Genomic DNA, 24,461 nt, shown 5'->3' with positions numbered 1-24,461 from the left:
CGCCGAGGTGCGCGCCGCCGGTCGCGACCTGGCCGCGGCCGCCACCCGCGACGCCGCCTGGATCGCGCTCGCCCGCGCGTGGGCCCCGGTCGCCGCCGCGCTCGCGGTCGTCGTCGTCGCGCTCCTGGGGGCCGACGCCCTGGCGGCCGGCGAGGTCGGGGCCCCGGTGCTGGCGCTGCTGCTGCTCCTGCCGCTCGCCCTGGCCGACGTCGTGTCGCCCCTGGCCGACGCGGGCGCGCTGCGCGTCTCCACCACCGTGGCGGCCGCGCGCATCGCCGACCTCGACGCCCTGCCGCCCGCCGTCGCCGACCCGGCGAACCCCGCCCCCCTGCCGGCAGGCCCGGGCGCCGCCGATGTCCGCCTCCAGCACGCCACCGCCGGGTGGAGCGACGACACGGGCGTCGGCCCGTTCGAGCTCGACCTGCCGGCCGGGAGCCACGTCGGCGTCGTCGGACCGTCCGGCTGCGGGAAGTCGACGATGGCCGCGGTGCTCGTGCGGTTCCTCGGCCCCCGCGACGGCCGGCACCTGCTGGGCGACCCGGCCGTCGACGTCAGCACGCTCGCGGCCGACGAGGTGCGGCGCCGGACGGGGCTGGTCGACGACGACCCCTACCTCTTCGCCTCCACCGTCGCCGAGAACGTGCGGCTCGCCCGCCCCGGGGCCAGCGACGCCGAGGTCACCGACGCGCTCCGGCGCGCCCGGCTCGACCTGTGGCTCGCCGACCTGCCCGACGGCCTGGCCACCCGCGTCGGCGACGGCGGGCGGGGCGTCTCCGGCGGGGAGCGCGCCCGCCTCGGCCTGGCCCGGGCGCTGCTCGCCGACACCCCGGTCCTCGTGCTCGACGAGCCGACCGCGCACCTCGACGCCGCCACCGCCGAGGCCGTGACCGCCGACCTCCTCGACGCGGCCGCGGGACGCTCGGTCGTGTGGATCACCCACGGCACCGCCGGCCTCGACCGGATGGACACCGTGCTCGACCTGGGGGCGGCGCGGGACGCGTCCCCCGACGAGGTCCCTGCCGGCCGCTGACCTGCGATGCTGCGGCGGTGCCCGTCGAGACGACCGCCGTACCCGCCCTCGCGTGGGGCCTCGTCGCCGTGACCGCCCTCCTGGACTGGTGGGCCGTCGCGCGCGAGGACCGGCGCACCGAGGCCCTGGTCAAGCCCGTCGTGCTCCTCGCGCTGACGGCGGCCGCGCTCGCCGGCGGGGTGCTCGACACCACCGCCGGGCGCTGGCTCGTCGTCGCGCTGCTGCTGGGCGCCGTCGGCGACACGTTCCTCCTCGGCGACTCCCGCGGGCGCTTCCTGGCGGGCCTGGCCGCGTTCCTCGTCGGCCACCTCGCGTACGTCGCGGCCTTCGTCGCCCTGGGCGCCGGCTGGTCGTGGTGGGTGGCGGCCGCCGCCGTCGTGCTGCTCGGCTCCCTCGCGGCGACGCGGACGGTGCTGCCGCGCGTGCTGCGCGACGACGGGCCCGCGACGGCGCTCCCCGTGGCGGTCTACACGGCCGTCATCGGGGCCATGCTCCTCACCGCGGGCGCCACCGGCGAGCCCCTGGTGGTGGTCGGCGCCGCGGTCTTCGTCGTCAGCGACACGGTGCTGGCGCTCGACCGGTTCGACCGGCCGCGGGGGTGGGTGGCGCCGTACCCGCACGTCGCGGTGATGACGACCTACCACGTCGGGCGAGTGCTCATCGTGCTCGGCGTGCTGGCCGCCCTGGCCCGCGGCGAGGGCTAGCGTCACGCGCATGAGCATCCCCGTCGCCCTCGCGGACCTGGCCGCCGCGATCGCCGCGCCCGGCACCGGTGACCACCCCTACCTGCTGACCACGGGCGGCACCCACCCCAAGGCGGTGCACGTCGCCCCCGTGCCGGCTGCTGACGGGACGCTCCTGCTCCCCTCCCCCGGCGGCGGCTCGCTGCGCAACGCTGCGACGCGCCCGGGCGTCACGGTCGTGTGGCCGCCCGCCGACGCCCCGGGCTTCTCGCTCCTCGTCGACGGCACCGCCCGTGTGGTGGGCGACGACCTCGTCGTCGCGCCGACCTCGGCGGTCCTCCACAAGCCCGTCGCCACCGACGACGCGACCGCCGGACGCCCGTTCTGGGTGAGTGCCTTCCTCGACGTGGCCCCGGCGCACTGGGACCGGGTGCCGGCCTTCTGGGCAGCGGTCAGCGGCTCCACCCTCTCCGTCCCCCGCGGCGACGCGAACGAGTTCACCACCCTCGTCCCGCCCGGGGGCCACGACCACCTCCGCGCCCAGCGCGTCGCCACCGGCCCCGCCGACGCCCCCACCCGGCTGCACCTCGACCTGCACGTGCCCGACCCCGGGCGGGCCGCGCGACGCGCGGTCGGGCTCGGCGCCCGGGTGGTGCACCGCAGCGAGCACGGGTACGTCGTGCTCGACTCCCCGGGCGGGTTGCCGTTCTGCCTCGTCGCGCACCCGGCCGCGCTGCGGACCCCGCCCGTCGCCTGGCCCGGCGGCCGCTCGCTGGTCGACCAGGTGTGCCTCGACGCGCCCGCCGCGCTCCACGACGACGAGGCCGCGTTCTGGGGCGCCCTCACCGGCTGGCCCGCCCGGCCGAGCGACCTCCGGGGGTTCACCGCCCTGCACCGGCCCGCCGGGCAGCCGCTGCGCCTGCTCGTCCAGGCTGTCGACGACGACCGGCCCCGCGTCACGGCCCATCTCGACGTCGCCTGCGACGACCGCGAGGCGGAGGTGGCCCGCCACGTCGCCCTGGGCGCCGAGGTCCGCGACCGGCGGCAGTGGTGGTCGGTGCTCGCCGACCCCAGCGGCGCGCCGTACTGCGTCGTCGACCGCACACCCTGAGGGCTCGGAAAAACCGGGTGCGCCGGGGCACGGCCCGCCCGTAGGGTCCTGCGGCGGCGGGATCAGCGGCCACGACGGCGTTGCCGGAGCGTGGTCCCGCGCCTCGTACCCCGCCACTGCCGCTGTCGACGGCTGTCTGCCGGACACCGCACGTCGGACCGGCTCCCCGGGGTCCGGCCGCCGGCAGCACGACCCGGGACCAGCGGACCGGACGGTCAGCACGACGTCCGGCTCCCCGTCCCCGGTCCGGCCGGCGGCCGGGCCCCACCCGCACCACCCGCACCTGACCGCACAGCACCACCCGACGCCTCGGAAGGAGGCACCGCACCATGTCACCGAAGTCCTGGAACCCCTTCGTCCGCCACCTGACGGTCCCCGCCGGCCAGGTCTGCGTCGAGCACGTCGACGGCGCCGTCCGCCGCCTCCTCGAGCCCGGCCGCTACCGGCGCCCCCGGCGCGCGACGTACACCGGGGTGCCGACCACCGAGCAGCTGCTCACCACCGCCACCCAGCGCGTGCCCGACGCCGACGGCGTCGTGGTGCAGGCGACCGTCACCGTGCGCTGGCGCGTGGTCGACGCGGCCGTGCACGTGGCGGCGGCCGACGAGCCGACGGACCTGCTCTACCTCGCCGCGCAGCTCGCGGTTCGGGACGTGGTGGGAGCCGCGACCACGGACGACCTCGTGCGCGGCCGCGGCCCGGCGCTCGACGAGACGGCCCTGACGGAGGCCGCGCGCTCGCGGGTCGCGGACCTCGGGATCGAGGTGCGCCAGGTCGTGCTCAAGGACGTGGTGCTGCCGCCGGAGGTTCGCGAGGCGTACGCCGCGCAGCTCACCGCCCGCCTGCAGGGGCAGGCGTCCCTCGAGCGCGCCCGCGCCGAGGTGGCGTCGCTGCGGGCGCTCGCCAACGGCGCGCGGCTGCTCGAGGAGCACCCCGCGCTCGCCCGGCTGCGGCTCGTCGAGGCGGTACCGATGGGCTCCTCGGTGCGCATCGAGGTCTGAGCGCCCCGCCCGGCCCCGACGCACCGGCGCCCGGCCCCCACGAGGGAGCCGGGCGCCGGTGCGCGTCGTACGAGCGGTGCGGGTGCGGGCCTCAGGCCTCGACGACCACCGGGACGATCATCGGCCGGCGGCGCAGCTGGTTGCCGACCCAGCGGCCGACGACGCGGCGCATGGTCTGCTGCAGCTGGTAGGTGTCGGTCGTGCCGTCGGCCATCGCCTGCTCGACGGCAGCCAGCAGCGGACCGCGGACCTTGTCGAACTTCGAGGCCTCCTCGGCGAAGCCGCGGGCGTGGATCTCGGGCCCGCTCAGCACCTTCCCCGTCACCGTGTCGACGACGACGATGACGGAGACGAAGCCCTCCTCGCCCAGGATGCGGCGGTCCTTCAGCGACGACTCGGAGATGCCGCCGACGGTGGAGCCGTCGACGAAGACGTAGCCGCACTCGACCTTGCCGGTGACCGACGCGACCCCGTCGACCAGGTCGACGACGACACCGTCCTCGGCGAGCAGCACGCGGTCGGCGGGCACGCCGGTGGCCCGCGCGAGGTCGCCGTTGGCCCGCATGTGCCGCACCTCGCCGTGCACGGGCAGCACGTTGCGGGGCTTCACGATGTTGTAGCAGTAGAGGAGCTCGCCGGCGCTGGCGTGGCCCGAGACGTGCACCATCGCGTTGCCCTTGTGCACGACGTTGGCGCCGAGGCGCGAGAGGCCGTTGATGACGCGGTAGACCGCGTTCTCGTTGCCGGGGATGAGCGAGCTGGCCAGGATGACCGTGTCGTTCTCCTCCAGGTGCACGAAGCTGTGGCTGCGCTGCGCGATGCGGCTCAGGGCCGACAGCGGCTCGCCCTGGGAGCCGGTGGAGATGAGCACCTGCTGGTGGGGCGGCAGCTTGCCGAGCTCCTTGGCGTCCACGATGAGGCCCGGGGGCACCGTCAGGTAGCCGAGCTCGCGGGCGATGCCCATGTTGCGCACCATCGAGCGGCCCACCCAGGCGACCTTCCGACCGTGCTTCACGGCGGCGTCGAGCACCTGCTGCACGCGGTGCACGTGGGAGGCGAAGCAGGCCACGATGATGCGCTGGCTGCTGTTGTAGAACGCCCGGTCCAGCGACGGGGTGATGTCCTTCTCGTGGGTCGTGAACCCGGGGACCTCGGCGTTCGTGGAGTCCGTCAGGAAGAGGTCCACGCCCTCCTCCCCCAGCCGCGCGAACGCGTTGAGGTCGGTGATGCGGCCGTCGAGGGGCAGCTGGTCCATCTTGAAGTCGCCGGTGTGCAGGACCAGCCCGGCGCCGGTGCGGATCGCCACCGCCAGCGCGTCGGGGATCGAGTGGTTGACGGCCACGAACTCGAGCTCGAACGGCCCGAAGGAGATGACGTCGCCCGCGGCCACGACGTGGTGCACCGTGTTCTTCAGCCGGTGCTCGCGGAACTTGCTCTCCAGCAGCGCCAGCGTCAGCTTCGAGCCGACGAGCGGGATGTCCCCGCGCTCGCGCAGGAGGTACGGCGTGGCGCCGATGTGGTCCTCGTGGCCGTGCGTCAGCACGAGCGCCTCGATGGCGTCGAGGCGGTCCCGGATGGCGGCGAAGTCCGGGAGGATCAGGTCGACGCCCGGGTGGTGGTCCTCGGGGAACAGGACGCCGCAGTCGACGACCAGCAGGCGGCCGTCGTACTCGAAGACCGTCATGTTGCGGCCGACCTCGCCGAGGCCGCCCAGCGGGATGACCCGGAGGCCACCCTTCGGCAGAGTCGGAGGAGCGGTCAGCTCGGGGTGGGGGTGGGACAAGCGATCTCCTAGGGGATGAGCCCCGACGCCTCGAGGCCGGCCCGCAGGGCGGCGACCTCCGCGTCGTCGAGGGGAACGAGCGGGCTGCGCACGTTCCGGTTGGGGAGGACGCCGAGCAGCTGCAGCGCAGCCTTGGCGGTGGTGGCTCCGTAGTTGGGGACGCCCATCATGGCGTCGAACGCGGGGAGCAACCGCGTGAAGACCTGGTGCGCGCCGAGCGCGTCGCCGCCGAGGTGGGCCTCGACCATGGCGCGCAGCTCGTTGCCGGCCGCGTGGCCGCACACGGAGACGACGCCGACCGCGCCGTACGCGAGCCAGCCGAGGTTCAGCGCGTCGTCACCGGAGTAGACGGCGAAGCCGAGCTGGGAGATGCGGTGCCCGCGCACGAGGTCGCCGACCGCGTCCTTGACGGCGACGACCTCGTCCCACGAGGCCATCTCCTCGTAGGAGGCCATCGCGATCTGCGAGCCGGTGCGCCCGGGGATGTCGTAGAGCATCACGGGCAGCTCGGCGGCGTCCGCCACCTGGCGGAAGTGGTGGAGGATGCCGCGCTGGGCGGGCTTGCTGTAGTACGGCGTCACGAGCAGCACGCCGTCGGCGCCCCTCGCGCGCGCCTGGCGGGCGAGCTCGACGGACGTGCGGGTGTCGTTGGTGCCGACGCCCGCCACGAGGACGACGTCGGGGCCGACGGCGTCGCGCACGGCGGCGAGGATCTCGCCGTCCTCCGCCTGGGTCGTGGTCGGCGACTCCCCCGTCGTGCCCGAGACGACGATCCCGTCGTTGCCGTTGGTGACCAGGTGCCGCGCGATCGCCTGCGTGCCGTCGAGGTCGAGCGACCCGTCGGCGTGGAAGGCGGTCGCCATGGCGGTGAGGACGCGGCCGAGGGGCGCGGCGGGAACGGCGGTGGTCACGAGGGACAGGCTAGCGCTGCCCGGCTCCCCGCTCGTACGCCGCACCGTCGCCCCCGGCGGCACGGGGCATGATCGTGCCCATGACGCACCTGGCGGGTCTCGGCTCCTTCCGACCGGACGACGACGGCCTGGGGTGGCTCGTCGGCGAGGACACCCACGTCGTGCCGGCGCTCGGGGTGTCGGGCAGGTTCGTGCTCGACGACCCGGACGGCGACCTCGACGCGGCGGCCGCCGTGATGCGGCGGCTCCTCGCGCTGCCCGCCGGCTTCCGGGAGCGCCTCACGCCGTTCCTGTGGGCCTACTACCGCGACACCGTGGAGACGAACGGCGGACAGGTCGCCCTCGCGAGCCCGGACCAGGTCTGGTCGCAGGTGCGGATCGGCGACGAGCTCCACGTCCTCCAGCAGGACGGCGCCTGGTACGTCGACGTCGAGTCGGGCTGCGACTGGGAGCCCGAGCACGGCCTCCAGGTCGTGCTGCGCGACGGTGACACCCTGGTCAAGGTGGGCCAGTACGACGGCCACCTCGACCACCTCGGCACCGACGAGGTGTACCCCGGGGCCGGACACGCGGACGACGGGTCCGCGCGCCCGGCGTGGTGGCGGCGGCTCAGACCTCCGGGAGCACCTCGGCGGCGATGAGCCGCAGGTGGTCGAGGTCGGACAGGTCCAGCACCTGCAGGTAGGCGCGCTGGGCGCCGGCCTCGCCGTACGCGCGGAGCTTCTCGACGACCTCCGCGGGGGTGCCGGCCAGGCCGTTGAGGCGCAGCTCGGCCTTCTCGCGGCCGATCGCCGCGGCCCGGCGGTCGATCTCGGCCTCGGTCTCGCCCACGCAGACGACGAGCGCGTTGGACCACGTCATCGTCGCGGGGTCGCGCTCGATCGCCTCGCAGGCTCGGGCGACGCGCGCGAGCTGGGCACGCGTGGTGTCGAGGTCGACGAAGGGCAGGTTGAACTCGTCGGCGTGACGGGCCGCGAGGGCGGGCGTCCGCTTCTTGCCGAGACCACCGACGAGCAGTGGGACCCGGTCCTGGACGGGCTTCGGCAGGGCCGGGGAGTCGGTCAGCCGGTAGTGCTCCCCGGCGTACGAGAACAGCTCGCCGGTCGGGGTGCCCCACAGCCCGGTGACGACGTCGAGCTGCTCGGCGTAGCGGTCGAACCGCACGCCCGTGTCGGGGAACGGGATGCCGTACGCCGTGTGCTCGGCCTCGAACCAGCCCGCACCGAGGCCGAGCTCGACGCGGCCGCCCGACATCTGGTCCACCTGCGCGACCTGGATCGCGAGCACGCCGGGGTGGCGGAAGGTCGCGGAGGTCATGAGGGTGCCGAGACGGATCGTGCTGGTGTCGCGGGCCAGGCCGGCCAGCGTCGTCCAGGCGTCCGTCGGACCGGGGAGACCGTCGCCGCCCATCGTCAGGTAGTGGTCGGAGCGGAAGAAGGCGCCGAAGCCGAGCCGCTCGGCCTCCAGCGCGACGGCGAGGAGGTCGTCGTACGTCGCCCCCATCTGGGGCTCGGTGAAGATGCGCAGGTCCATGCCCGCAAGAGTGTCAGACCCCCCGCGTACGTTGCCCGGCATGAGCGAGTCCTGGAGCCACCCGCCCGCCGACGCCACGGAGCTGGCCGAGCGTCTGGACGCCGTCGGCCTGGCCGCCCGCACCGCCGACCTGGCGGCACTGGCCCGGCCCTCGGCCCGCCTGCACACGCTGGACGGGGCGGGCGACCGTGTCGGTGGCAGCCGGCTCGGGGGCGAGCCCGACCTGCGGGCGGAGGACGCGTGGCCCCGCGACGGCGAGGGGCGACCGCTCAGCTTCCTCCTGCAGGTCGACCTCGCCGAGGTCCGCGCGGCCCTCGGCCCGAACGACCTGCCCGACGCGGGGGTCCTGGCGTTCTTCTACGACGCCGCCGGCCAGCCGTGGGGGTTCGACGACGACGACCCGCTCCAGTGGCGCGTCCTGCACCTCCCGGCGGGTGCCCCGCTCGCGCCGCGACCGCTGCCCGACGACCACCACCCGGAGAACCGGTTCACCTCGTGCCCGGTGCTCGTCGCCGCCGAGCCGGTGTTCGCCGACGTGGGCGACTTCGAGGTCACCGACGTCCTCGGCACCGACGACGCGGCGCTGGAGGCCTACGAGACGGCCGTCCCACCCCGTCAGGACTTCGCGCACCGCCTGCTCGGCCGCCCCGAGACCATCCAGAACGACCTGAGGTTCGACGCGGCGCTCGCGGCGACCGTCGCCGCGGGCGGTGCGGGCGAGCCCGCCGCCGAGCCCACCGCGGAGGTGGCCGGCCGGTGGCGGCTCCTCGCGCAGGTCGACAGCGACGAGGAGCGCACCGAGATGATGTGGGGCGATTCCGGGCGCCTGTACTTCGTGATGACCGAGGAGGACCTGCGGGCGCGGGCCTGGGACCGGGTGCGCGTCGTGCTCCAGTGCTGCTGAGCTGCCGGGCCCGGCTCGGGCCGTCGGGGCCGCTCAGGCGCGGCGGCGCACGACGACGGTGAAGCCCTCGTGATCGTCACGCTCCACGACCGGCCAGGCGGCCTCGTCGAACGCGGGGTACGTCGTGTCGCCCGCGGGCTCGAGCGGGATCTCGGTCAGCACCTGCTCGTCGACGAGCCCCGGCACGGCCAGCGCGGCGGCGTACACCTGCGCCCCGCCGGCGACGACGACGTCGCCGCTCGCGCCCTCGGCGAGGGCGAGCGCGCCCGCCAGGTCGTGCGCGACGAGCACGCCCGGGGCGGTCCAGGCCGGGTCGCGCGTGAGCACGACCGTCGTGCGGCCCGGCAGTGGGCGGCCGATGGAGGCGTAGGTCGCGCGGCCCATGAGCAGCACCGACCCGAGGGTGCGGCGCTTGAACTCGGCCTGCTCTCCCGGCACCTGCCAGGGGATGTCGGGGCCGTCGCCGATGACGCCGTTGCGGGCGACGGCGGCGACGCAGCGGACGGTGCGGCCGGACGGGGTGGTCATACGGCGATCGGGGCCTTGATGCCCGGGTGCGGGTCGTAGCCCTTCACCTCGACGTGGTGCAGGTCGAACGCGTCGATCTCGGTGACCGCGGGATCGAGCCACAGCGTCGGCAGCGGCCGCGGCTCGCGCGTGAGCTGCAGGCGGGCCTGGTCGAGGTGGTTGAGGTAGAGGTGCGCGTCGCCGAGCGTGTGGACGAAGTCGCCGACCTCGAGCCCCGCGACCTGCGCGACCATGTGGGTCAGCAGCGCGTACGACGCGATGTTGAACGGCACGCCGAGGAACACGTCGGCGGAGCGCTGGTAGAGCTGGCACGACAGGCGCCCCGGGCCGCCGTCGACGCCGGGCGCGACGTAGAACTGGAAGAGCGTGTGGCACGGCATGAGGGCCATCTGGTCGACCTCGGCCACGTTCCAGGCGCTCACCACGTGCCGACGGGAGTCGGGGTCGGCGCGGAGCTGGTCGATGATCTTGGCGATCTGGTCGACGCTGCCGCCGTCGGGTGTGGGCCACGAGCGCCACTGCGCGCCGTACACGGGCCCGAGGTCGCCGTTCTCGTCCGCCCACTCGTCCCAGATCGTGACGCCGCGCTCCTGCAGCCAGCGCACGTTCGTGTCGCCGCGCAGGAACCACAGCAGCTCGGCGAAGACGGAGCGCGTGTGCACCTTCTTGGTCGTCACGAGGGGGAAGCCCTCGGAGAGGTCGAAGCGCATCTGGTGGCCGAAGACGCTGAGCGTCCCCGTGCCCGTGCGGTCGCCCTTCTCCACCCCCTCGTCGAGGATCCGGCGGACGAGGTCGAGGTAGGCCTGCACGCGCCCGAGACTACTCCGGGCGGGCGCCGACCCGCCGGTAGTGTCGACGGACGTGTCCGCCCCCTCCCTCCTGCCCGCCGCCCTCACCGATCCCTCGGCGGCCGTGGCCGTGCCCGCGCCCGCGCCCGGTGCGGGCAACTGGTCCGGCGCGGCCAGCGCGACCTGGGCCGACGGCGCCGTCCACCTCACCTACCGGGTACGCCGACCGCTCACCGAGGGCCGCGGCGTCACCACCGTCGTGGCGCGCTCCGAGGACGGCGTCCGCTTCACCACCGTGGCCGAGGTGCACCGCGACGCGTTCGGCGCGGAGTCGTTCGAGCGACCCGTCGTCGTCGCGGTGCCCGGGGGCGGGTGGCGGCTCTACCTCTCCTGCGCCACCCCCGGCTCGAAGCACTGGTGGATCGAGGCCCTGGACGCCCCGACGGTCGAGCAGCTGCCCGCGGGGCGCCGGACCGTCGTGCTGGCGGGCGACGACCGCGTGGCGGTGAAGGACCCGGTCGTCGTCGTGGATGACGGGCGCTGGCACGCCTGGGTCTGCGAGCACCCCCTCGACGTGCCCGGCCACGAGGACCGGATGAGCACCGCCTACTACTCGAGCACCGACGGCCTGGTGTGGCGGCGGCACGGGCCCGTGCTCGCGCCCCGTGACGGCAGCTGGGACGCGCGCGGCGCCCGTGTCACCGCGGTGCTCTCGCTGGCCCCGCTGGTGGTCCTGTACGACGGCCGCCCCCGCGCCGAGGACAACTGGCACGAGACGACCGGCGTCGCGCTCGGCACCGACCCGGCGCTCGGCCCCGCCTCGCCGCTGCGCGCCACCGACGACGAGCCGTTGCGCTCCCCCGACTCCGACGGCGCGCTGCGCTACGTCAGCGCCGTGCCGTTGCCGGACGGGAGCGTGCGGTACTACGCCGAGCGCGCCCGCCCCGACGGCGCCCACGACCTCGTGACGGTGCTGGCACCCGCCGCCGGCTGAGGTGGGTGCGCCGCCGGTGGTTGCCGTGGGTGCGCTCGTCGGTGGTTGAGGTGGGTGCGCTAGCACCCCTCGAAACCACAGCGCAACCTCGGCGTGGTTGAGGCGGGTGCGCCCGTCGGTGGTCGAGGTGGGTGCGCCGTCGGTGGTTGAGGTGGGTGCGCTAGCACCCCTCGAAACCACCAGCCGCCTCCGCGTGGTTTCGAGGGCCGCTAGCGCGGCCACCTCAACCACCGAACCACGCGCCACCCCGACCACCAAGCCACGCGGCCACCTCAACCACCGAACCAAGCGCCACCTCCGCGTGGTTTCGAGGGCCGCTAGCGCGGCCACCTCAACCACCGAAACCACCAGCCACCTGCGCGTGGTCTCGAGGGCCGCTAACGCGGCCACCTCGACCACCGAGCCACGCGGCCACCCCGACCACGGGAGCGGGCCCGCGTCACCCGCCCTTGCGGCTCGCGAACGTCCCGCCGTCGCGGTAGGTCAGCCAGTCCGCGAACGACTGCCCGGTGACCTCCTCGAGGCGGGCGACGTCCTCGCGGTGCGGGGCGATGAGCTGCTCGCGCTGCTCGGGCGTCAGCCGCGGGCGCGAGGGTGCGCCGCCGCGGTGCAGCAGCCGGACGGCGGGCCGGCTGACCGCACGCCAGACCTCCGGCGGGGCGAACTGGCCGGCGTACGCCCCGAGTCGGATGGCCCGCCCGAGCACGCGGCTGCGCAGTCCGTGCTCGACGAAGCCGCGCGTGTTGTCGGACGGGATGTCGTCGACCTGCAGGTCGGGCACGCCGAGGAACGTCAGCACGCGCGTCAGCGTGGCGCCGGGCTCGTCGACGAGCTCGCGGTAGCGCAGCACCAGCACCTGCTCGCGGTCGAACAGGCCGTAGAGGTCGTCGAGCTGCTCGCCGTACCGCCCGAGGCCCGCGTAGTGCCAGAACGGCGCCCAGCCGGCGGCGATGCGCTCGGGCTCGCGCCGCAGCGCCTCGACGACGTCGGGCACCGGCTCGAGGCCGTCCATCCACAGGTGCATCCAGTTGGAGTACGCCCGGTCGACGGGGTCGCGCAGCACCACCACGAGCTTGGCCGCCGGCGCGTCGGCGGCGATCCGCCGCCGGGCCTCGGGCGAGTAGAGGTAGAACGGCGTGCTCTCGCCCCGCAGCGCGCCCGGGGCGCCGCCGTCGAGCAGGCGCAGGTAGTCGTCCCGGCGCCACACCCACTCCTGCTGGCTGTGGGCGTCGCCGGGCCCACGGTACGCCGGCGGCGGGGCGTCGCCGCACAGGTAGTACTTCGGCTCCTTCACCGGGCTCAGGTGCAGGCCCGGGTGCTGGGCGAGCGCCGCGTGCAGCGCGGTCGTCCCGGCCTTGGGCACGCCGACGAGGAGGAAGTCCGGCGGACGACGATCGGTCATGGCCTAACGCTACTGATCCGGTGCACTTTGGCCGTCCTCGTCCGACGGGTGGTCTAGGGGTGCAGCGACATGGGGCCGTAGACGCGCCGCTCACCCTCGAACAGCACGACGGCGTCGACGCCCTGCTCGGCGAGCGCGGGGAACTCCTCGCCCACCCAGGACTCGGCGTCCGCCTGCGCGGCGAAGCGCTGGTCGGCCAGCGGGCCGGTCACGCTGACCTCGCCGCCCGCGGCGTCCTCGAGGCGCCACCACCACGGCAGCTCCTCGGCGCTGGGCGGGCGGAAGGTCGGCGGCACGTCGGGGAGGTTCACGTCCTCGACCCTAGCGAGCCGCCACCCCCCGCGTGACCCACAATGCCCGGGTGAGTCTCCGTCTGCTGGGCACCGGGACGGCCGAGGGCTGGCCGCAGGCCTCCTGCCGCTGCGCCTCGTGCGCCACCGAGCGCACCGAGGGCCGCGTGCGCTCCTCGACGGCGGCCCTCCTCGACGACACGGTCCTGCTGGACTGCGGGCCGACCACGCCCGAGGCGGCCGTGCGGGCCGGCGTGCACCTCTCCCGCGTGCGGGTCCTGCTCGTCACCCGCCAGCACCGCGACCACCCCGGCCAGGCCGCGCTGCTGCGCCGCGGCTGGGTCGCCGACGCCCCCCTCGTGGTCGCCGGCCCCGCCGACGCCGTCGAGGCGGCCCGCGCCTGGCTCGCCCCCGAGGCGCCCGTCACCTGGCTCGTCGTGGTGCCCGGCGACCGCCACGAGCTCCACGGGTACGACGTCCGCGTGCTCGCCGCGAACCACCGCACCGGCCTCGGCACGCCCGGCGCGACGGAGGCGGTGCTGTACGACGTCACGAGCCCCACCGGGCTCCGGGCGCTGCACGCCACCGGCACGGGCCCGCTCCCCGACGCGAGCGTCGCGGCGACGGAGGGCGCGGCGTACGACGTCGTGCTGCTGGACGAGACCCACGGCGACCACGACGACCCGGCCGACGCCCAGCACCTCGGCCTCGCGTCGTTCGCCGACCAGGTGCGCCGCCTGCGCGCCGTCGGGGCCGTCACCGACGCCACCGACGTCGTCGCCGTCCACCTCTCCCACCACAACCCGCCGACCCGCGAGCTGGCCCGGCGCCTCGCCGCGCACGGCGCCCGCGTCGTCGACGACGGCACCGAGCTCGCCGCGCACGGCGGGCTGCCGGTGCCCGGCGGGCGCACGCTCGTGCTCGGCGGCGCGCGCTCCGGGAAGTCCGCCGAGGCCGAGCGGCTCCTGCTGGCCGCGCCCGCGGTCGAGTACGTCGCGACCTCCGGACGCCGTGCCGGCGACGCCGAGTGGGCCGCCCGCGTCGCGACCCACGTCGAGCGGCGCCCGGCCCACTGGACGACGACCGAGACCCTCGACCTCGTCCCCCTGCTCGCCGACCCGCGGCCCGACGCCCCCGCCCTCCTCGTCGACTGCCTGACCCTCTGGCTGACCGGCGTCATCGACCGCCACGGGGCCTGGGAGCCCGGCACGCCCGGTCACCACGCCGCGTGGGCCGGGGTCGAGGCCGACGTCGCGGCCCTCCTGGCCGCGTGGCGCACCACGAGCCGGCGGGTGGTCGCGGTCAGCAACGAGGTCGGGCAGGGCGTGGTGCCCGCAACCGCGTCCGGACGGCTGTTCCGCGACGCGATGGGCCGGCTCAACGCCGCGGTGGCCGCCGAGACCGAGGACGTCCGCTGGTGCGTCGCCGGCCGGGTGGTGCGGCTGTGAGCACCCTCGCCGACGGCGGCCGGCTGGCCCTCGGCACCCTCTCGGTGCTGCCGGTGCGCCCGCCCCGTCGCGTCGACGGCGCCGTCGGCGGGGTCGCGATGCTGCTCGCGCCGGCAGTCGGCCTGGTGCTGGCGGCGCTCGTCGCCGTACCGGCCGGCGTGCTCACCGGTCCGCTGGAGCGACCGCCCCTGCTCGTCGCGGTGCTCGTGGTCGGCGCCCTGGCGTTCCTCACCCGCGCGATGCACGCCGACGGCCTGGCGGACGTCGCCGACGGGCTCGGGTCGGGCCGCTCGGGCGAAGAGGCCCTGGCCGTGATGAAGCGGTCCGACATCGGCCCGTTCGGCGTCGTCACCCTCCTCGTCGCCCTCCTGGCCCAGGTGGCCGCCACCGCCGTGCTGCTGGCGGCGGACCCGCTGCTCGGCGCGGCCGCGCTGGGCGTCGCCGTCGTCCTCGGACGCACGACGCTGCCGTGGCTGTGCACGCCGGCGTACCCCGCCGCCCGCCCCGGCGGTCTCGGCGCTCTCGTCGCCGGGCGGGTGGAGCGCCCGGCTGCCGCCGTGGCGGTGGCCCTCGTCGTGGCGCTGCTCGCCGTCGGTGCCTGGTCCGTCACCGCCGGTCACGACGACCGCAGCCGCTGGCTCGTCGCCGCGGGCCTCGGGCTCGTCGTCGGCCAGGGCTGCGCGCGCGGGCTCGCCTCGCGCTGCGTGCGCCGCTTCGGCGGCGTCACCGGGGACGTGTACGGCGCGGCCGTCGAGACCGCGGTGACCGCGACCCTCGTGGCCACCGCCCTCGTCGCCCCCTGACCTGCCGAACCGGGCCGAGCGGGGGCGGGGGTTCAGCGCACGGAGCTCGGCACGAACGGCGGGCGCACCACGGTGAACGCCTCGCTGCGGCTGCGCACGTCGACCACGACCTCGTCGCCCTCGGCGACCGTGGGGTCGAGCAGCGCCAGGGCGATCCCGGTGCGCAGGCTCGGGCTGAAGGTGCCCGAGGTGACGGTGCCGACCTCGCCGCCCCCGGCGCCCAGCACCCGCATGCCCGGCCGCGGGATACCCCGGCGCACGGCCCGCAGCCCCCGCAGGACGCGCGCCGGCCCGGCCTCCTTCTCCGCGAGGAGCGCGTCACGCCCCCAGAACGCCGGCTTCGTCCAGCCCACCGCCCAGCCGAGCCGCGCCTGCAGCGGACTGATGCTGGGCGAGACGTCCTGGCCGTGCAGGGGGTAGCCCATCTCGGTGCGCAGCGTGTCGCGCGCCCCGAGACCCGCGGCCACGGCTCCGTGCTCCGCTCCGGCCGCCAGCAGCCGGTCCCACACCTCGAGGGCGACCCCGACCGGGGCCACGACCTCGTAGCCGCGCTCGCCCGTGTACCCGGTGCGGCACACCACCACGGTGGCGCCGGCGAACGGCACCTCCACGAACGACATGTAGTCGTGGCCCGCCGCCAGCCCCGCGCCGGTCATCACCGCGTCGGAGGCGGGCCCCTGCACGGCGACGACCGCGTGGTCGCGGTGCTCGTCGCGCACCGTCACACCGGCGGGCGCGGCGGCCGCGAGCCGCCGTACGACCTCGGCGGTGTTCGCCGCGTTGGGCACGAGGAGCACGTCGTCGTCGGCGCGCAGGTAGACGATGAGGTCGTCCACCACGCCGCCGTCCTCGGCGCAGCACAGCGTGTACTGCGCCTGCCCCGGCGCGATGCGCGACAGCGCGTTCGTCAGCGTGGCGTCGACGAACGCCGCCGCGCCCGGCCCCCGCACCGTCGCCTTGCCGAGGTGGGAGACGTCGAAGACGCCCACGGCCCCGCGCACCGCGGCGTGCTCGGCGGCGGTGCCCGTCGCGTACTCCAGCGGCATCGCCCACCCGCCGAACTCCCCCAGCTTCGCGCCGAGCGCGACGTGGCGCTCGTGCAGCGGGGAGGTGAGGAGCGGGGTGCCGACGGTCTCGACGTCATCGGTGGCCATGGGCCGCAGTGTGCCAGCGCACACCGACGGGGTGGGAGGCCCGGCCGCGGCGCCGGCGCGGGCTAGCATCGCCCGGGTGACGTCGTACACCCTGAGCAAGGCCAGCCCCGCCAAGAGCCGCTCCGACGCCGTCGTGGTCGGCGTCGTGCGCACCGACCAGGGACCGCGCCTGGCCGCCGGGGCGGAGGACGTCACCGCCGCCTACGGCCGCCGCCTGCGCCCGCTGCTCACCGCCCTCGGCGTCACGGGGGACCCGGGTGAGACCCACGTCGTGCCCACCACCGACGCGGTCACCACCCCGCTGCTCGTGCTCGTCGGCCTCGGGGACGCGGCCGCGGAGACCGACCCCGCCGCCGTACGACGTGCCGCGGGCGCCGCGGCCCGCGCGGCCACGAACGCCGCCACGGTCGCCCTCGCCCTGCCGGCCACCACGCCGGCGCTCGTCACCGCCGTCGTCGAGGGCCACGCCCTGGGCGGCTACCGCTTCACGACGTACCGCAGGGACACCCGCACCGAGGACACCCGGGCCAACGAGGTCGTCGTGCTCACCGACGGGCCCCGCCGCGCCGACCTGCAGCAGGCCTGCGAGGACGCCCAGGTCGTGGCGCGCGCCGTGGCGGCGACCCGCGACTGGGTGAACACGCCGCCCGTCGACCTGACCCCGCCGCTGTTCGCCGACGCCGTGGTCGCCGCCCACCAGGCCGCCACGAAGGGCCGCGGCGCGCCGCGCATCCAGATCACCGTGCACGACGAGGCCGCCCTCGCCGAGCTCGGCTGCGGCGGCATCCTCGGGGTCGGCGCCGGCTCCAGCGCTCCCCCACGCCTCGTCGAGCTGACCTACGAGCCGGCCGACCCGGTCGCGCACCTCGCCCTCGTCGGCAAGGGCATCACGTTCGACTCCGGCGGGCTCTCGCTCAAGCCGGGCGGCTCCATGACCACGATGAAGAGCGACATGGCCGGCGCGGCCGCCGTCGTGCAGGCGACCCTCGCCATCGCCGAGCTGGGCCTGCCGGTGCGCATCTCCGCGTTCGCGCCGATGGCCGAGAACATGGTCTCCGGCTCGGCCACCCGGCCCGGCGACGTCCTGCGGCTCTACGGCGGCACGACCGTCGAGATCTCCAACACCGACGCCGAGGGCCGCCTCGTGCTGGCCGATGCCCTCGCCCGCGCCGTCGAGCTCGAGCCCGACGTGGTGCTCGACGTCGCCACCCTCACCGGCGCCATGGTCGTCGCGCTCGGCGACCACGTCAGCGGCGTCATGGGCACGGAGGCGACCGTCGCCGACGTCGTCGCCGCGGCCACCTCCGCCGGCGAGGCCATGTGGCCGATGCCGCTGCCCGACGAGATGCGGGAGCGGGTGCGCAGCAGCAAGGTCGCCGACCTGGCCCAGCACGACTGGGTGCGCTGGGGCGGCGGGCTCTTCGCCGGCGCGTTCCTGCGCGAGTTCACCGGCGACGTGCCGTGGGCCCACCTCGACATCGCGGGGCCCTCGTTCCACTCCGGCGGCCCGACCGGCCACCTGACCGCGGGCGGCACCGGCGCCGCCGTACCGACCCTCGTCGCCTACGCCCGGCACCTCGCCGCGACCCGCGGCGCGACGGCTGCGGACACGGCTGCGGGCACGGCTGCGGGGTGACCTACAGCTCGCCCTGCAGCTTGCGGCGGCGGTTGTAGTCGCGCATCCGCTGCGGCACCCCCACGACCGCGGCGTCGTACGACGGCACGCGGTGCTTGTTGGCGAACGCGTGCGCCCACTTCACCGAGGGCACGCGCCGCCGCGTCCACTCCCCGTCGTGGGCGACGAGCAGCAGCGTCACGTCGCTCACCGCCGTGCGGGGCTCGACGAAGCCCTCGACGCCGCGGCGCGAGGTGACGAACTCCAGCAGGTGCTGCGCGTCGGCGCCGTCGGAGGCGCGGACGGTGGTGGACCCGGTGCGTGCGGTGTCCCGCCCGGGACGACGGCGGCGCGGACGGTCACGGAAGCGGTCGAGCAGGCCCATGCGCGACATTCTGCCGGTCGCGGTCGGCGCTCCGGAGCGGGTTGCCCCAACGCGTCCCCGGGGCCCGCGGCGGACTGGACCGGTCGGGCCCCCGCGAGGCGCGGCACGGGTGCCTCCGTCCGGCCGCGGAGGCTACCCGGCAGTAGGTCGACACGGCGGCAGCCGCCTGGGTGCGGCCACGGGCTTAGTGCAAGGATGGTCCACCGACAGCACGTGATCCGGATGCGTGGAGGCGACCCGTGAGGGACTTCGACACACCCGCCCCCGTCGTGGGGCGACCAGGGCCCGGCCGTGCTTCCGTCCTGCGCTCCGGGGCCCCACCCCGTCCCCGGGACGCGCACCCCTGACCTTGGTACGCCGACCGGCGACCACCGACACCGCCCACCGATCAGATCGACGATCAGAGGAATAGGAAGCACATGGCGACCGAAGTAAACCTGCCGGCCCTCGGCGAGTCCGTCACCGAAGGCACCGTGACCCGCTGGCTCAAGCAGGTGGGCGACACCATCGCGGTCGACGAGCCGCTGCTCGAGGTCTCCACCGACAAGGTCGACACCGAGATCCCCTCGCCCGTCGCCGGCACGCTGCTGGAGATCCGGGCCGAGGAGGACGACACGGTCGAGGTCGGCGCGGTGCTGGCGATCGTGGGCGACGCCGACGAGGGCAGCGGCGACTCGGGCTCCACCGATGACGCCGCGACCCCCGAGGCGCAGCCGAAGGACGAGGAGCAGGCCGAGAAGAAGGCCGAGCAGGAGCAGGAGATCGTCGAGGAGAAGGGCGAGCTGCCCCCCGGCGACGAGACCCCCGAGGCCGAGAAGCCGGCCAGCCCCGCCGCGTCGGGCGGCTCCGGTGGCTCCGGCGGCGGGTCCGGCGAGGGCACCCCCGTGACGCTGCCCGCGCTGGGCGAGTCCGTCACCGAGGGCACCGTCACCCGCTGGCTCAAGCAGGTCGGCGACGAGGTCGCCGTCGACGAGCCGCTGCTCGAGGTCTCCACCGACAAGGTCGACACCGAGATCCCCTCCCCCGTGGCCGGCACGCTGCTGGAGATCAAGGCCGACGAGGACGAGACCGTCGAGGTCGGCGCCGAGCTGGCCATCATCGGTTCCGGCTCGCCCGCGCCGTCCGCCCCGGCCGCCGAGCCCACCCCGGAGCCGGAGCCGGAGCCCGAGCCCGAGCCGAAGCAGGCCGAGGAGCCCGCCCCGGCCGCCGAGCCGGCGAAGCCCGCCGCGTCGGCGAGCACGCCCGCCCCCGAGCAGCCGGCCCAGTCCGCGCCGGCCCCGTCGGCCCCGTCGGCGGCGTCGTCGTCCTCCTCGGAGGAGTCCTCGACGTACGTGACGCCGCTCGTGCGCAAGCTCGCCGCCCAGCACGACGTCGACCTGTCGACCGTCACGGGCAGCGGCGTCGGTGGCCGCATCCGCAAGCAGGACGTGCTCGACGCCGCCGCGAAGGCGAAGGAGGCCGCCGCGGCCCCCGCCGCTGCCGCGCCGGCCGCCCAGCCCGCCACCGCGTCCGCCCCCTCCGCGCCGTCGACGACCCCGTCGCCGCTGCGGGGCACGACGGAGAAGATGTCGCGCCTGCGCAAGGTCATCGCCTCGCGCATGGTCGAGTCGCTCCAGGGCTCGGCGCAGCTCACGCAGGTCGTCGAGGTCGACGTCACCCGCATCGCCCGTCTGCGTGACAGCGTCAAGGCCGACTTCCTCGCCCGTGAGGGCGTGAAGCTCAGCTACCTGCCGTTCTTCGCCAAGGCGGCGGTCGAGGCCCTCAAGCAGCACCCGGCGCTCAACGCGTCGATCGAGGGCGACGAGGTGACCTACCACGACCGCGAGAACCTGTCGTTCGCGGTCGACACCCCGAAGGGCCTCATCACGCCCGTCGTCAAGGACGCCGGCGACCTGTCGATCTCCGGCCTGGCCAAGAAGATCGCCGACGTCGCGCAGCGCACCCGCACCAACAAGATCGGCCCCGACGACCTGTCGGGCGGCACGTTCACGATCACGAACCTCGGCAGCGTCGGCGCCCTGTGGGACACGCCGATCATCAACGCGCCGCAGGTCGCGATCCTGGGCCCGGGTGCCGTCGTCAAGCGTCCGGTCGTCATCGACGACCCGAACCTGGGCGAGACGATCGCGGTGCGCCACATGGTGTACCTGGCGCTGACCTACGACCACCGCCTGGTCGACGGCGCCGACGCCGGCCGCTTCCTGCAGGACGTGAAGCAGCGCCTCGAGGCCGGTCAGTTCGAGGTCTGAGCACCACCGGTCCGCGGCCCCGCGCCGCTGACCCGCACGGCCCGTAGACGGCCCCGCCCTACTGTGGGCGGGGCCGTCCCCGTCCCGGCACCTCGGAGGTCCGTCATGCACGTCGTCGTCGCCGGCTCGTCCGGCTTCCTGGGCCAGGCCCTCGTCCGGGCGCTGCGGGGTCGCGGGCACGACGTGACCCGGCTGGTACGGCGCGACTCCACGTCCGCGGACACCTCGCGGTGGGACCCCTACGCGGGTGTGGTCGACGCCGGTCTCGTCGGCTCCGCCGATGCCGTGGTCAACCTGGCCGGCTCGCCCACCATGGGCAACCCGCACTCGGGGAAGTGGGCCACCGAGCTGCGCCGCAGCCGGGTCACCACGACCGCGCTGCTCGCCCGGACCATCGCGGCCGCCGACCGCCCGCCGGCCTTCCTCGCCGGCAACGGCATCTCCTACTACGGCGACCACCGCGACGCCGGCGACCCGGTGCTCACCGAGTCGGGCGACTCGCGCGGCGACGCCCTGCTCACCACCGTCACCCGCGAGTGGCAGGCCGCCACGACCCCCGCCGCCGAGGCCGGCGCCCGCGTCGCCGTGCTGCGCACCGCCCCCGTGCTCGACCGGGCCAGCGCGCCGCTGAACCTGCTGCTGCCGCTGTTCCGCCTGGGCGGCGCGGCCAAGCTCGGGGACGGTCGGCAGTACTTCCCGGTCATCTCGCTGCGCGACTGGGTCGACGGCGTCGTCTTCGTCGCCGAGCACGACGTCGCGGGACCCGTGAACCTCTGCTGCCCCGACGTGCCGACGAACGCCGAGTTCACCCGCGCGCTGGCGGACCTGGTGCGCCGGCCGGCGTTCCTCAAGGTGCCCTCCCCGCTGATCCGCGCCGGCGCCGGCCGGATGGCGCCGGAGGTGCTGGGCTCGGTGCGCGCGCGCCCGGCGGCGCTGCTCGACGCGGGCTACGTGTTCCACGACGAGGACGTCCGCGACGTCCTCGCCACGGCGCTCGCCCCCTCCGCCTGACCCCACGCGTCAGGGGGGCGTCAGGGGGGCGCTACGGCCGACCCGGCCAGCAGCCAGTCGTCGCCGTGGCGCTCGAACCGCAGCACGCGGCGAGCCTCGGCCCGCGCCGGCAGGTGCGCGACCACCACGTCGCCCCGGGCGACCGCCGCCCGCGGCATCCGGTCGCGCACGGCGACGAGGAGGGTGGCGGGGCGGGTCGCCGTACCGGCCGCCGCGGTGACCACGTCGACGTCCACGAGCTGGAAGCCCAGACCGACCACGCGCAGGCCGCGGGCGTCGTACGCCGCGAGCAGCGCGAGGTCCGCCGCCGCCAGCGTGTCGCCCCGCGGACCGGGCGCGAACAGCGACCGCAGTGCGTCGGCGTCGCCGTCGGCCAGCGCGGCCGAGCGGCGCTCGTCCCAGCCCCGCACGACGGCGACGGCGGCGGGCACGGGCGGCGCCGTCGGTGCGGAGGACCGGGTGGCGCCCGACGCCCCGGAGGGGCCCGTGACGTCGGCGACCACCCAGGCGACGAGCACCAGCGGCGCGAGCAGGGTCGCGACCGCCGCGACCAGCAGCGCGCGGGGCACCCCCGTGTCCCCGCCCACCGCCGGGGCACGGCGGTGCCGCGCCGCCCCCGCACGCGCCCGTCCCCCCGGCGCCGCGCCTGCCCGTCCCGTGACCACCCGACCACTGTGCCGCGGTCGGCGCGTGCGTGCTCGCGCCCGTCCACAGGCCCGGCGCGCGGCGGGCGTAGGCTCGACGCCATGGCTCTGGTGGTGCGCACGCACGGGCTCGGCCCGGGCGAGGTCGGGATCGACTACCGCGAGGCGTGGGCGTTGCAGCGTGCCGTGCACGAGGAGGTCGCCTCCGCCCCGGTCGGCGATCCGGGCGACGGGCCCGCGGGCACCGTCCTCCTCCTCCAGCACCCGCCGGTCTTCACCTGCGGCAAGCGCACCGACCCCCACGAGCGTCCGCTCGACCCCGGCGGCGCGGAGGTCATCGACGTCGACCGGGGCGGCAAGATCACGTTCCACGGCCCGGGCCAGCTCGTCGGCTACCCCGTGGTCCGCCTGCCCGACCACGTGCTGGTCGTGGACTACGTGCGGCGCGTCGAGGAGGCCCTCATCGCCGTGTGCCGCGACCTCGGCGTGTCCACCGCGCGCGTGCCGGGCCGGAGCGGCGTGTGGCTGCAGGCGGACGACCGCGGCCCCGAGCGCAAGATCGCCGCCATCGGCATCCGGGTCTCCCGCGGGGTGACGATGCACGGCTTCGCCCTCAACTGCGACGTCGACCTCGACTGGTACTCCCGCTTCACCCCCTGCGGCATCACCGACGCCGGCGTCACCTCGCTCTCGGCCGAGCTGGGGCGCGACGTGCCGATCACCGAGGTGCTCCCCCTCGTCGAGCACCACCTGCGGCGGCTGCTGGCCTGGGAGCCGTACGACGCGACCCCCGACTACGAGGCGCGCCCCGAGCCGCCGCGCATCACCCTCGTCACGCCCGGCGGCCGCTGAGCCCCCGCGTCGCCACCGCTCGGCCCGCGGAGGCGCGGCGGGCGGGCGCGGCGGCGTACCACTGCGCGAGCAGGAGCGCCGCGAGCGCGAGCTCGACGACGTCGCCGCCGTAGTACATGAGCAGCGCGCCCGAGCGGGCCTCCGCGACCTCGACGCCGGCCGGCGGGTGCGCCCACAGGTGCTTCGCCAGCACCGCGTGCCCGGCCGCCGCCAGCACGAGCACGACGAGGCGCACCCCCGTGCCGGGGCGGTGCGGCGCGGGGTCGACCCCCACCAGTGCCGCGGTCAGCAGGTAGCCCGCGACGAGGAAGTGCGCCAGCAGCAGGTGGTGCACCACCGGGTCGTGCAGCATCACGCCCGCCAGCGGCGTCGCGTAGAGCACCCACAGCGAGCCGACGTTGAGCACCGCCGCCGCGACCGGGTGGCCGAGGCCCCGCACCACCCGGCCGCCCAGCACACGGGTGAGCCGCCGGGCAGCACCTACGGGCAGCACCCGCAGCGCCAACGTCACCGGCGCCGCCGCGACGAGCAGCAGGGGCGCGACCATCCCCACCAGCAGGTGGGCCGCCATGTGGCCCGTGAAGCCGGCGTGCGACCAGGCCGCGAGCGGGCCGACCAGCGCCGCCGCGACGCACCCGAGACCGAGCACGGCCAACCCGACCCGGTACGCCGGCCACCCCCGCCCGCCGCGCCGGCGTACGACGCACGCGGCCCCGACGTACGCGGCGCCGGCAGCGAGCAGCAGCACGAGCCCCGTCCCGGCGAGCAGCGGGCCGAGGAGGTCGCCCGCTCCCCCGTCACCGTGACCCCCGTGCCCGCCGTGGTCCACCACGATCACGCCTCGGAGCGGCGACGGCGTGCCACGCGCACCGTGAGTACGAGGCCCACCGCGAGGGCCAGCAGGCCCGCGCCGATCCAGGCCGCGTCGTACGGCAGCAGGTCGACCCCGTAGCGCACCTGGTGCAGCCGCAGCACCTTGTGGTCGACCACGCCGTCCCAGAGCTGGAAGGCGCCGAGACCCGTCACGAACCCGGCTGCGGCGACCGCGCGGACAGCGAGTCCGCGCCGGCGCGCGTCGGCCAGGAGGAAGCCGCCGGCCACGAGCGCGACGAGCTCGGCCGCGTGCAGCAGGCCGTCGGAGAGCAGCCCGATCCGCAGCGAGGCGGCGTCGTAGAAGTGGTGCCAGCCGAGCATCTGGTGGAAGACGATCTCGTCGAGCGCGGCCATCACGGCGGCGCCGAGCAGGAAGGTGGACCAGTACGTCGGGTCGCGCCCGACCGCGGGTCGTGCGACGTCGTACGGCGCGTCCGTGACCACGGCTCCCCCTCCCGGTCGACGCTGC

Annotated in this window: 25 protein-coding genes; 13 read left to right on the top strand and 12 right to left on the bottom strand. The window is 76.0% G+C overall.

Annotation, left to right across the window (positions count from 1 at the left end; translation table 11 throughout):
* The 4 genes from KK617_RS06110 to KK617_RS06095 all read left to right on the top strand — a co-directional run.
* A partial coding sequence (locus tag KK617_RS06110; protein WP_277498761.1) for an ATP-binding cassette domain-containing protein occupies nt 1-1,030 on the top strand: 1,030 nt, incomplete at its 5' end.
* Nucleotides 1,031-1,047: 17 nt separating this feature from the next.
* A complete protein-coding gene (locus tag KK617_RS06105) occupies nt 1,048-1,734 on the top strand; it encodes a lysoplasmalogenase (protein ID WP_277498759.1) in 687 nt (228 codons plus the stop codon).
* Nucleotides 1,735-1,744: 10 nt separating this feature from the next.
* Entirely contained in the window at nt 1,745-2,824 is a 1,080-nt protein-coding gene (locus tag KK617_RS06100; protein WP_277498757.1) for a VOC family protein, read from the top strand.
* Between the two features lie 329 nt (nt 2,825-3,153).
* Nucleotides 3,154-3,825 (top strand): slipin family protein, encoded by a 672-nt coding sequence (locus KK617_RS06095; RefSeq protein WP_277498754.1) that lies wholly within the window; start codon nt 3,154-3,156, stop codon nt 3,823-3,825.
* Nucleotides 3,826-3,916: 91 nt separating this feature from the next.
* Here KK617_RS06095 and KK617_RS06090 read toward each other — a convergent pair whose 3' ends face one another.
* Together KK617_RS06090 and dapA are read right to left on the bottom strand one after the other, a co-directional pair.
* Entirely contained in the window at nt 3,917-5,608 is a 1,692-nt protein-coding gene (locus tag KK617_RS06090; protein WP_277498753.1) for a ribonuclease J, read from the bottom strand.
* Between the two features lie 8 nt (nt 5,609-5,616).
* Nucleotides 5,617-6,519 (bottom strand): 4-hydroxy-tetrahydrodipicolinate synthase, encoded by a 903-nt coding sequence (dapA, locus tag KK617_RS06085; protein WP_277498752.1) that lies wholly within the window; start codon nt 6,517-6,519, stop codon nt 5,617-5,619.
* A gap of 80 nt (nt 6,520-6,599) precedes the next feature.
* On the opposite strand from dapA, the gene KK617_RS06080 reads away from it, so the two are divergent.
* Entirely contained in the window at nt 6,600-7,160 is a 561-nt protein-coding gene (locus KK617_RS06080) for a hypothetical protein (protein ID WP_277498751.1), read from the top strand.
* Here KK617_RS06080 and KK617_RS06075 read toward each other — a convergent pair.
* The gene (locus tag KK617_RS06075; RefSeq protein ID WP_277498750.1) at nt 7,129-8,052 is read right to left on the bottom strand and encodes an LLM class F420-dependent oxidoreductase; all 924 of its coding nucleotides are present in this window, start codon (nt 8,050-8,052) and stop codon (nt 7,129-7,131) included. The two genes, KK617_RS06080 and KK617_RS06075, sit on opposite strands and share 32 nt — an antisense overlap.
* 40 nt (nt 8,053-8,092) lie before the next feature.
* Between KK617_RS06075 and KK617_RS06070 the strand changes: the two genes are divergently transcribed.
* Nucleotides 8,093-8,956 carry a YwqG family protein gene (locus KK617_RS06070; RefSeq protein ID WP_277498748.1) on the top strand — a complete coding sequence of 288 codons (864 nt, stop codon included), beginning with the start codon at nt 8,093-8,095 and terminating at the stop codon, nt 8,954-8,956.
* A gap of 33 nt (nt 8,957-8,989) precedes the next feature.
* On the opposite strand, the gene KK617_RS06065 is transcribed toward KK617_RS06070, so the two are convergent.
* Together KK617_RS06065 and KK617_RS06060 are read right to left on the bottom strand one after the other, a co-directional pair.
* A complete protein-coding gene (locus tag KK617_RS06065) occupies nt 8,990-9,484 on the bottom strand; it encodes a dihydrofolate reductase (RefSeq protein WP_277498746.1) in 495 nt (164 codons plus the stop codon).
* Nucleotides 9,481-10,293, bottom strand: a complete 813-nt coding sequence (locus KK617_RS06060) for a thymidylate synthase (RefSeq protein ID WP_277498745.1) — start codon at nt 10,291-10,293, stop codon at nt 9,481-9,483. The genes KK617_RS06065 and KK617_RS06060 overlap by 4 nt, the downstream gene beginning before the upstream one ends.
* A gap of 52 nt (nt 10,294-10,345) precedes the next feature.
* Between KK617_RS06060 and KK617_RS06055 the strand changes: the two genes are divergently transcribed.
* Nucleotides 10,346-11,266, top strand: a complete 921-nt coding sequence (locus tag KK617_RS06055) for a hypothetical protein (protein WP_277498743.1) — start codon at nt 10,346-10,348, stop codon at nt 11,264-11,266.
* A gap of 439 nt (nt 11,267-11,705) precedes the next feature.
* On the opposite strand, the gene KK617_RS06050 is transcribed toward KK617_RS06055, so the two are convergent.
* Both KK617_RS06050 and KK617_RS06045 read right to left on the bottom strand, forming a co-directional pair.
* Nucleotides 11,706-12,668, bottom strand: coding sequence for a sulfotransferase (locus tag KK617_RS06050; protein WP_277498740.1), 963 nt, complete (start codon nt 12,666-12,668; stop codon nt 11,706-11,708).
* 53 nt (nt 12,669-12,721) lie between these two features.
* Nucleotides 12,722-12,979, bottom strand: coding sequence for a hypothetical protein (locus KK617_RS06045; protein ID WP_277498738.1), 258 nt, complete (start codon nt 12,977-12,979; stop codon nt 12,722-12,724).
* A 50-nt stretch (nt 12,980-13,029) separates the two neighbouring features.
* On the opposite strand from KK617_RS06045, the gene KK617_RS06040 reads away from it, so the two are divergent.
* The gene (locus KK617_RS06040; protein ID WP_277498736.1) at nt 13,030-14,406 is read left to right on the top strand and encodes a bifunctional adenosylcobinamide kinase/adenosylcobinamide-phosphate guanylyltransferase; all 1,377 of its coding nucleotides are present in this window, start codon (nt 13,030-13,032) and stop codon (nt 14,404-14,406) included.
* A complete protein-coding gene (locus KK617_RS06035; protein ID WP_277498734.1) occupies nt 14,403-15,209 on the top strand; it encodes an adenosylcobinamide-GDP ribazoletransferase in 807 nt (268 codons plus the stop codon). Before KK617_RS06040 ends, KK617_RS06035 begins: the two co-directional genes overlap by 4 nt.
* 32 nt (nt 15,210-15,241) lie before the next feature.
* Here the strand turns inward: KK617_RS06035 and gcvT are convergent, their stop codons facing one another.
* Nucleotides 15,242-16,363 (bottom strand): glycine cleavage system aminomethyltransferase GcvT, encoded by a 1,122-nt coding sequence (gene gcvT, locus KK617_RS06030; protein ID WP_277498733.1) that lies wholly within the window; start codon nt 16,361-16,363, stop codon nt 15,242-15,244.
* Between the two features lie 76 nt (nt 16,364-16,439).
* Here gcvT and KK617_RS06025 point away from each other — a divergent pair, with 76 nt between their 5' ends.
* Nucleotides 16,440-17,999: a leucyl aminopeptidase gene (locus KK617_RS06025; RefSeq protein ID WP_277498732.1), complete on the top strand. Its 1,560-nt coding sequence runs from the start codon at nt 16,440-16,442 to the stop codon at nt 17,997-17,999.
* Between the two features lies 1 nt (nt 18,000).
* Here KK617_RS06025 and KK617_RS06020 read toward each other — a convergent pair whose 3' ends face one another.
* Nucleotides 18,001-18,363, bottom strand: coding sequence for a hypothetical protein (locus KK617_RS06020; RefSeq protein WP_277498731.1), 363 nt, complete (start codon nt 18,361-18,363; stop codon nt 18,001-18,003).
* 419 nt (nt 18,364-18,782) lie between these two features.
* Here KK617_RS06020 and sucB point away from each other — a divergent pair, with 419 nt between their 5' ends.
* Nucleotides 18,783-20,612 carry a 2-oxoglutarate dehydrogenase, E2 component, dihydrolipoamide succinyltransferase gene (sucB, locus tag KK617_RS06015; RefSeq protein WP_277498730.1) on the top strand — a complete coding sequence of 610 codons (1,830 nt, stop codon included), beginning with the start codon at nt 18,783-18,785 and terminating at the stop codon, nt 20,610-20,612.
* 105 nt (nt 20,613-20,717) lie between these two features.
* Complete coding sequence (locus KK617_RS06010; protein ID WP_277498729.1) at nt 20,718-21,623, top strand: TIGR01777 family oxidoreductase; 906 nt, start codon at nt 20,718-20,720, stop codon at nt 21,621-21,623.
* 20 nt (nt 21,624-21,643) lie between these two features.
* Here KK617_RS06010 and KK617_RS06005 read toward each other — a convergent pair whose 3' ends face one another.
* The gene (locus KK617_RS06005) at nt 21,644-22,192 is read right to left on the bottom strand and encodes a hypothetical protein (RefSeq protein WP_277498728.1); all 549 of its coding nucleotides are present in this window, start codon (nt 22,190-22,192) and stop codon (nt 21,644-21,646) included.
* A 177-nt stretch (nt 22,193-22,369) separates the two neighbouring features.
* On the opposite strand from KK617_RS06005, the gene lipB reads away from it, so the two are divergent.
* A complete protein-coding gene (gene lipB / locus KK617_RS06000; protein WP_277498727.1) occupies nt 22,370-23,119 on the top strand; it encodes a lipoyl(octanoyl) transferase LipB in 750 nt (249 codons plus the stop codon).
* Here lipB and KK617_RS05995 read toward each other — a convergent pair.
* A complete protein-coding gene (locus KK617_RS05995; protein WP_277498724.1) occupies nt 23,100-23,957 on the bottom strand; it encodes a cytochrome c oxidase assembly protein in 858 nt (285 codons plus the stop codon). The two genes, lipB and KK617_RS05995, sit on opposite strands and share 20 nt — an antisense overlap.
* Nucleotides 23,954-24,436, bottom strand: coding sequence for a DUF2243 domain-containing protein (locus KK617_RS05990; RefSeq protein WP_277498723.1), 483 nt, complete (start codon nt 24,434-24,436; stop codon nt 23,954-23,956). Before KK617_RS05990 ends, KK617_RS05995 begins: the two co-directional genes overlap by 4 nt.
* Nucleotides 24,437-24,461: the final 25 nt, after the last annotated feature.

It is taken from the genome of Nocardioides sp. ChNu-99, assembly GCF_029493445.1.
Taxonomy (GTDB): Bacteria; Actinomycetota; Actinomycetes; order Propionibacteriales; family Nocardioidaceae; genus Nocardioides.
This window is presented reverse-complemented; position numbering and strand designations above follow the sequence as displayed.

Bases quoted from the DNA above. Each gene is read 5' to 3' on its own strand.
- KK617_RS06020 (WP_277498731.1), bottom strand. From the start codon at position 18,363: ATGGGCCTGCTCGACCGCTTCCGTGACCGTCCGCGCCGCCGTCGTCCC.
- KK617_RS06080 (WP_277498751.1), top strand. From the start codon at position 6,600: ATGACGCACCTGGCGGGTCTCGGCTCCTTCCGACCGGACGACGACGGC.
- KK617_RS06010 (WP_277498729.1), top strand. From the start codon at position 20,718: ATGCACGTCGTCGTCGCCGGCTCGTCCGGCTTCCTGGGCCAGGCCCTC.
- KK617_RS06095 (WP_277498754.1), top strand. From the start codon at position 3,154: ATGTCACCGAAGTCCTGGAACCCCTTCGTCCGCCACCTGACGGTCCCC.
- KK617_RS06065 (WP_277498746.1), bottom strand. From the start codon at position 9,484: ATGACCACCCCGTCCGGCCGCACCGTCCGCTGCGTCGCCGCCGTCGCC.
- lipB (WP_277498727.1), top strand. From the start codon at position 22,370: ATGGCTCTGGTGGTGCGCACGCACGGGCTCGGCCCGGGCGAGGTCGGG.
- sucB (WP_277498730.1), top strand. From the start codon at position 18,783: ATGGCGACCGAAGTAAACCTGCCGGCCCTCGGCGAGTCCGTCACCGAA.
- KK617_RS06070 (WP_277498748.1), top strand. From the start codon at position 8,093: ATGAGCGAGTCCTGGAGCCACCCGCCCGCCGACGCCACGGAGCTGGCC.
- KK617_RS06050 (WP_277498740.1), bottom strand. From the start codon at position 12,668: ATGACCGATCGTCGTCCGCCGGACTTCCTCCTCGTCGGCGTGCCCAAG.
- KK617_RS06075 (WP_277498750.1), bottom strand. From the start codon at position 8,052: ATGGACCTGCGCATCTTCACCGAGCCCCAGATGGGGGCGACGTACGAC.
- gcvT (WP_277498733.1), bottom strand. From the start codon at position 16,363: ATGGCCACCGATGACGTCGAGACCGTCGGCACCCCGCTCCTCACCTCC.
- KK617_RS06100 (WP_277498757.1), top strand. From the start codon at position 1,745: ATGAGCATCCCCGTCGCCCTCGCGGACCTGGCCGCCGCGATCGCCGCG.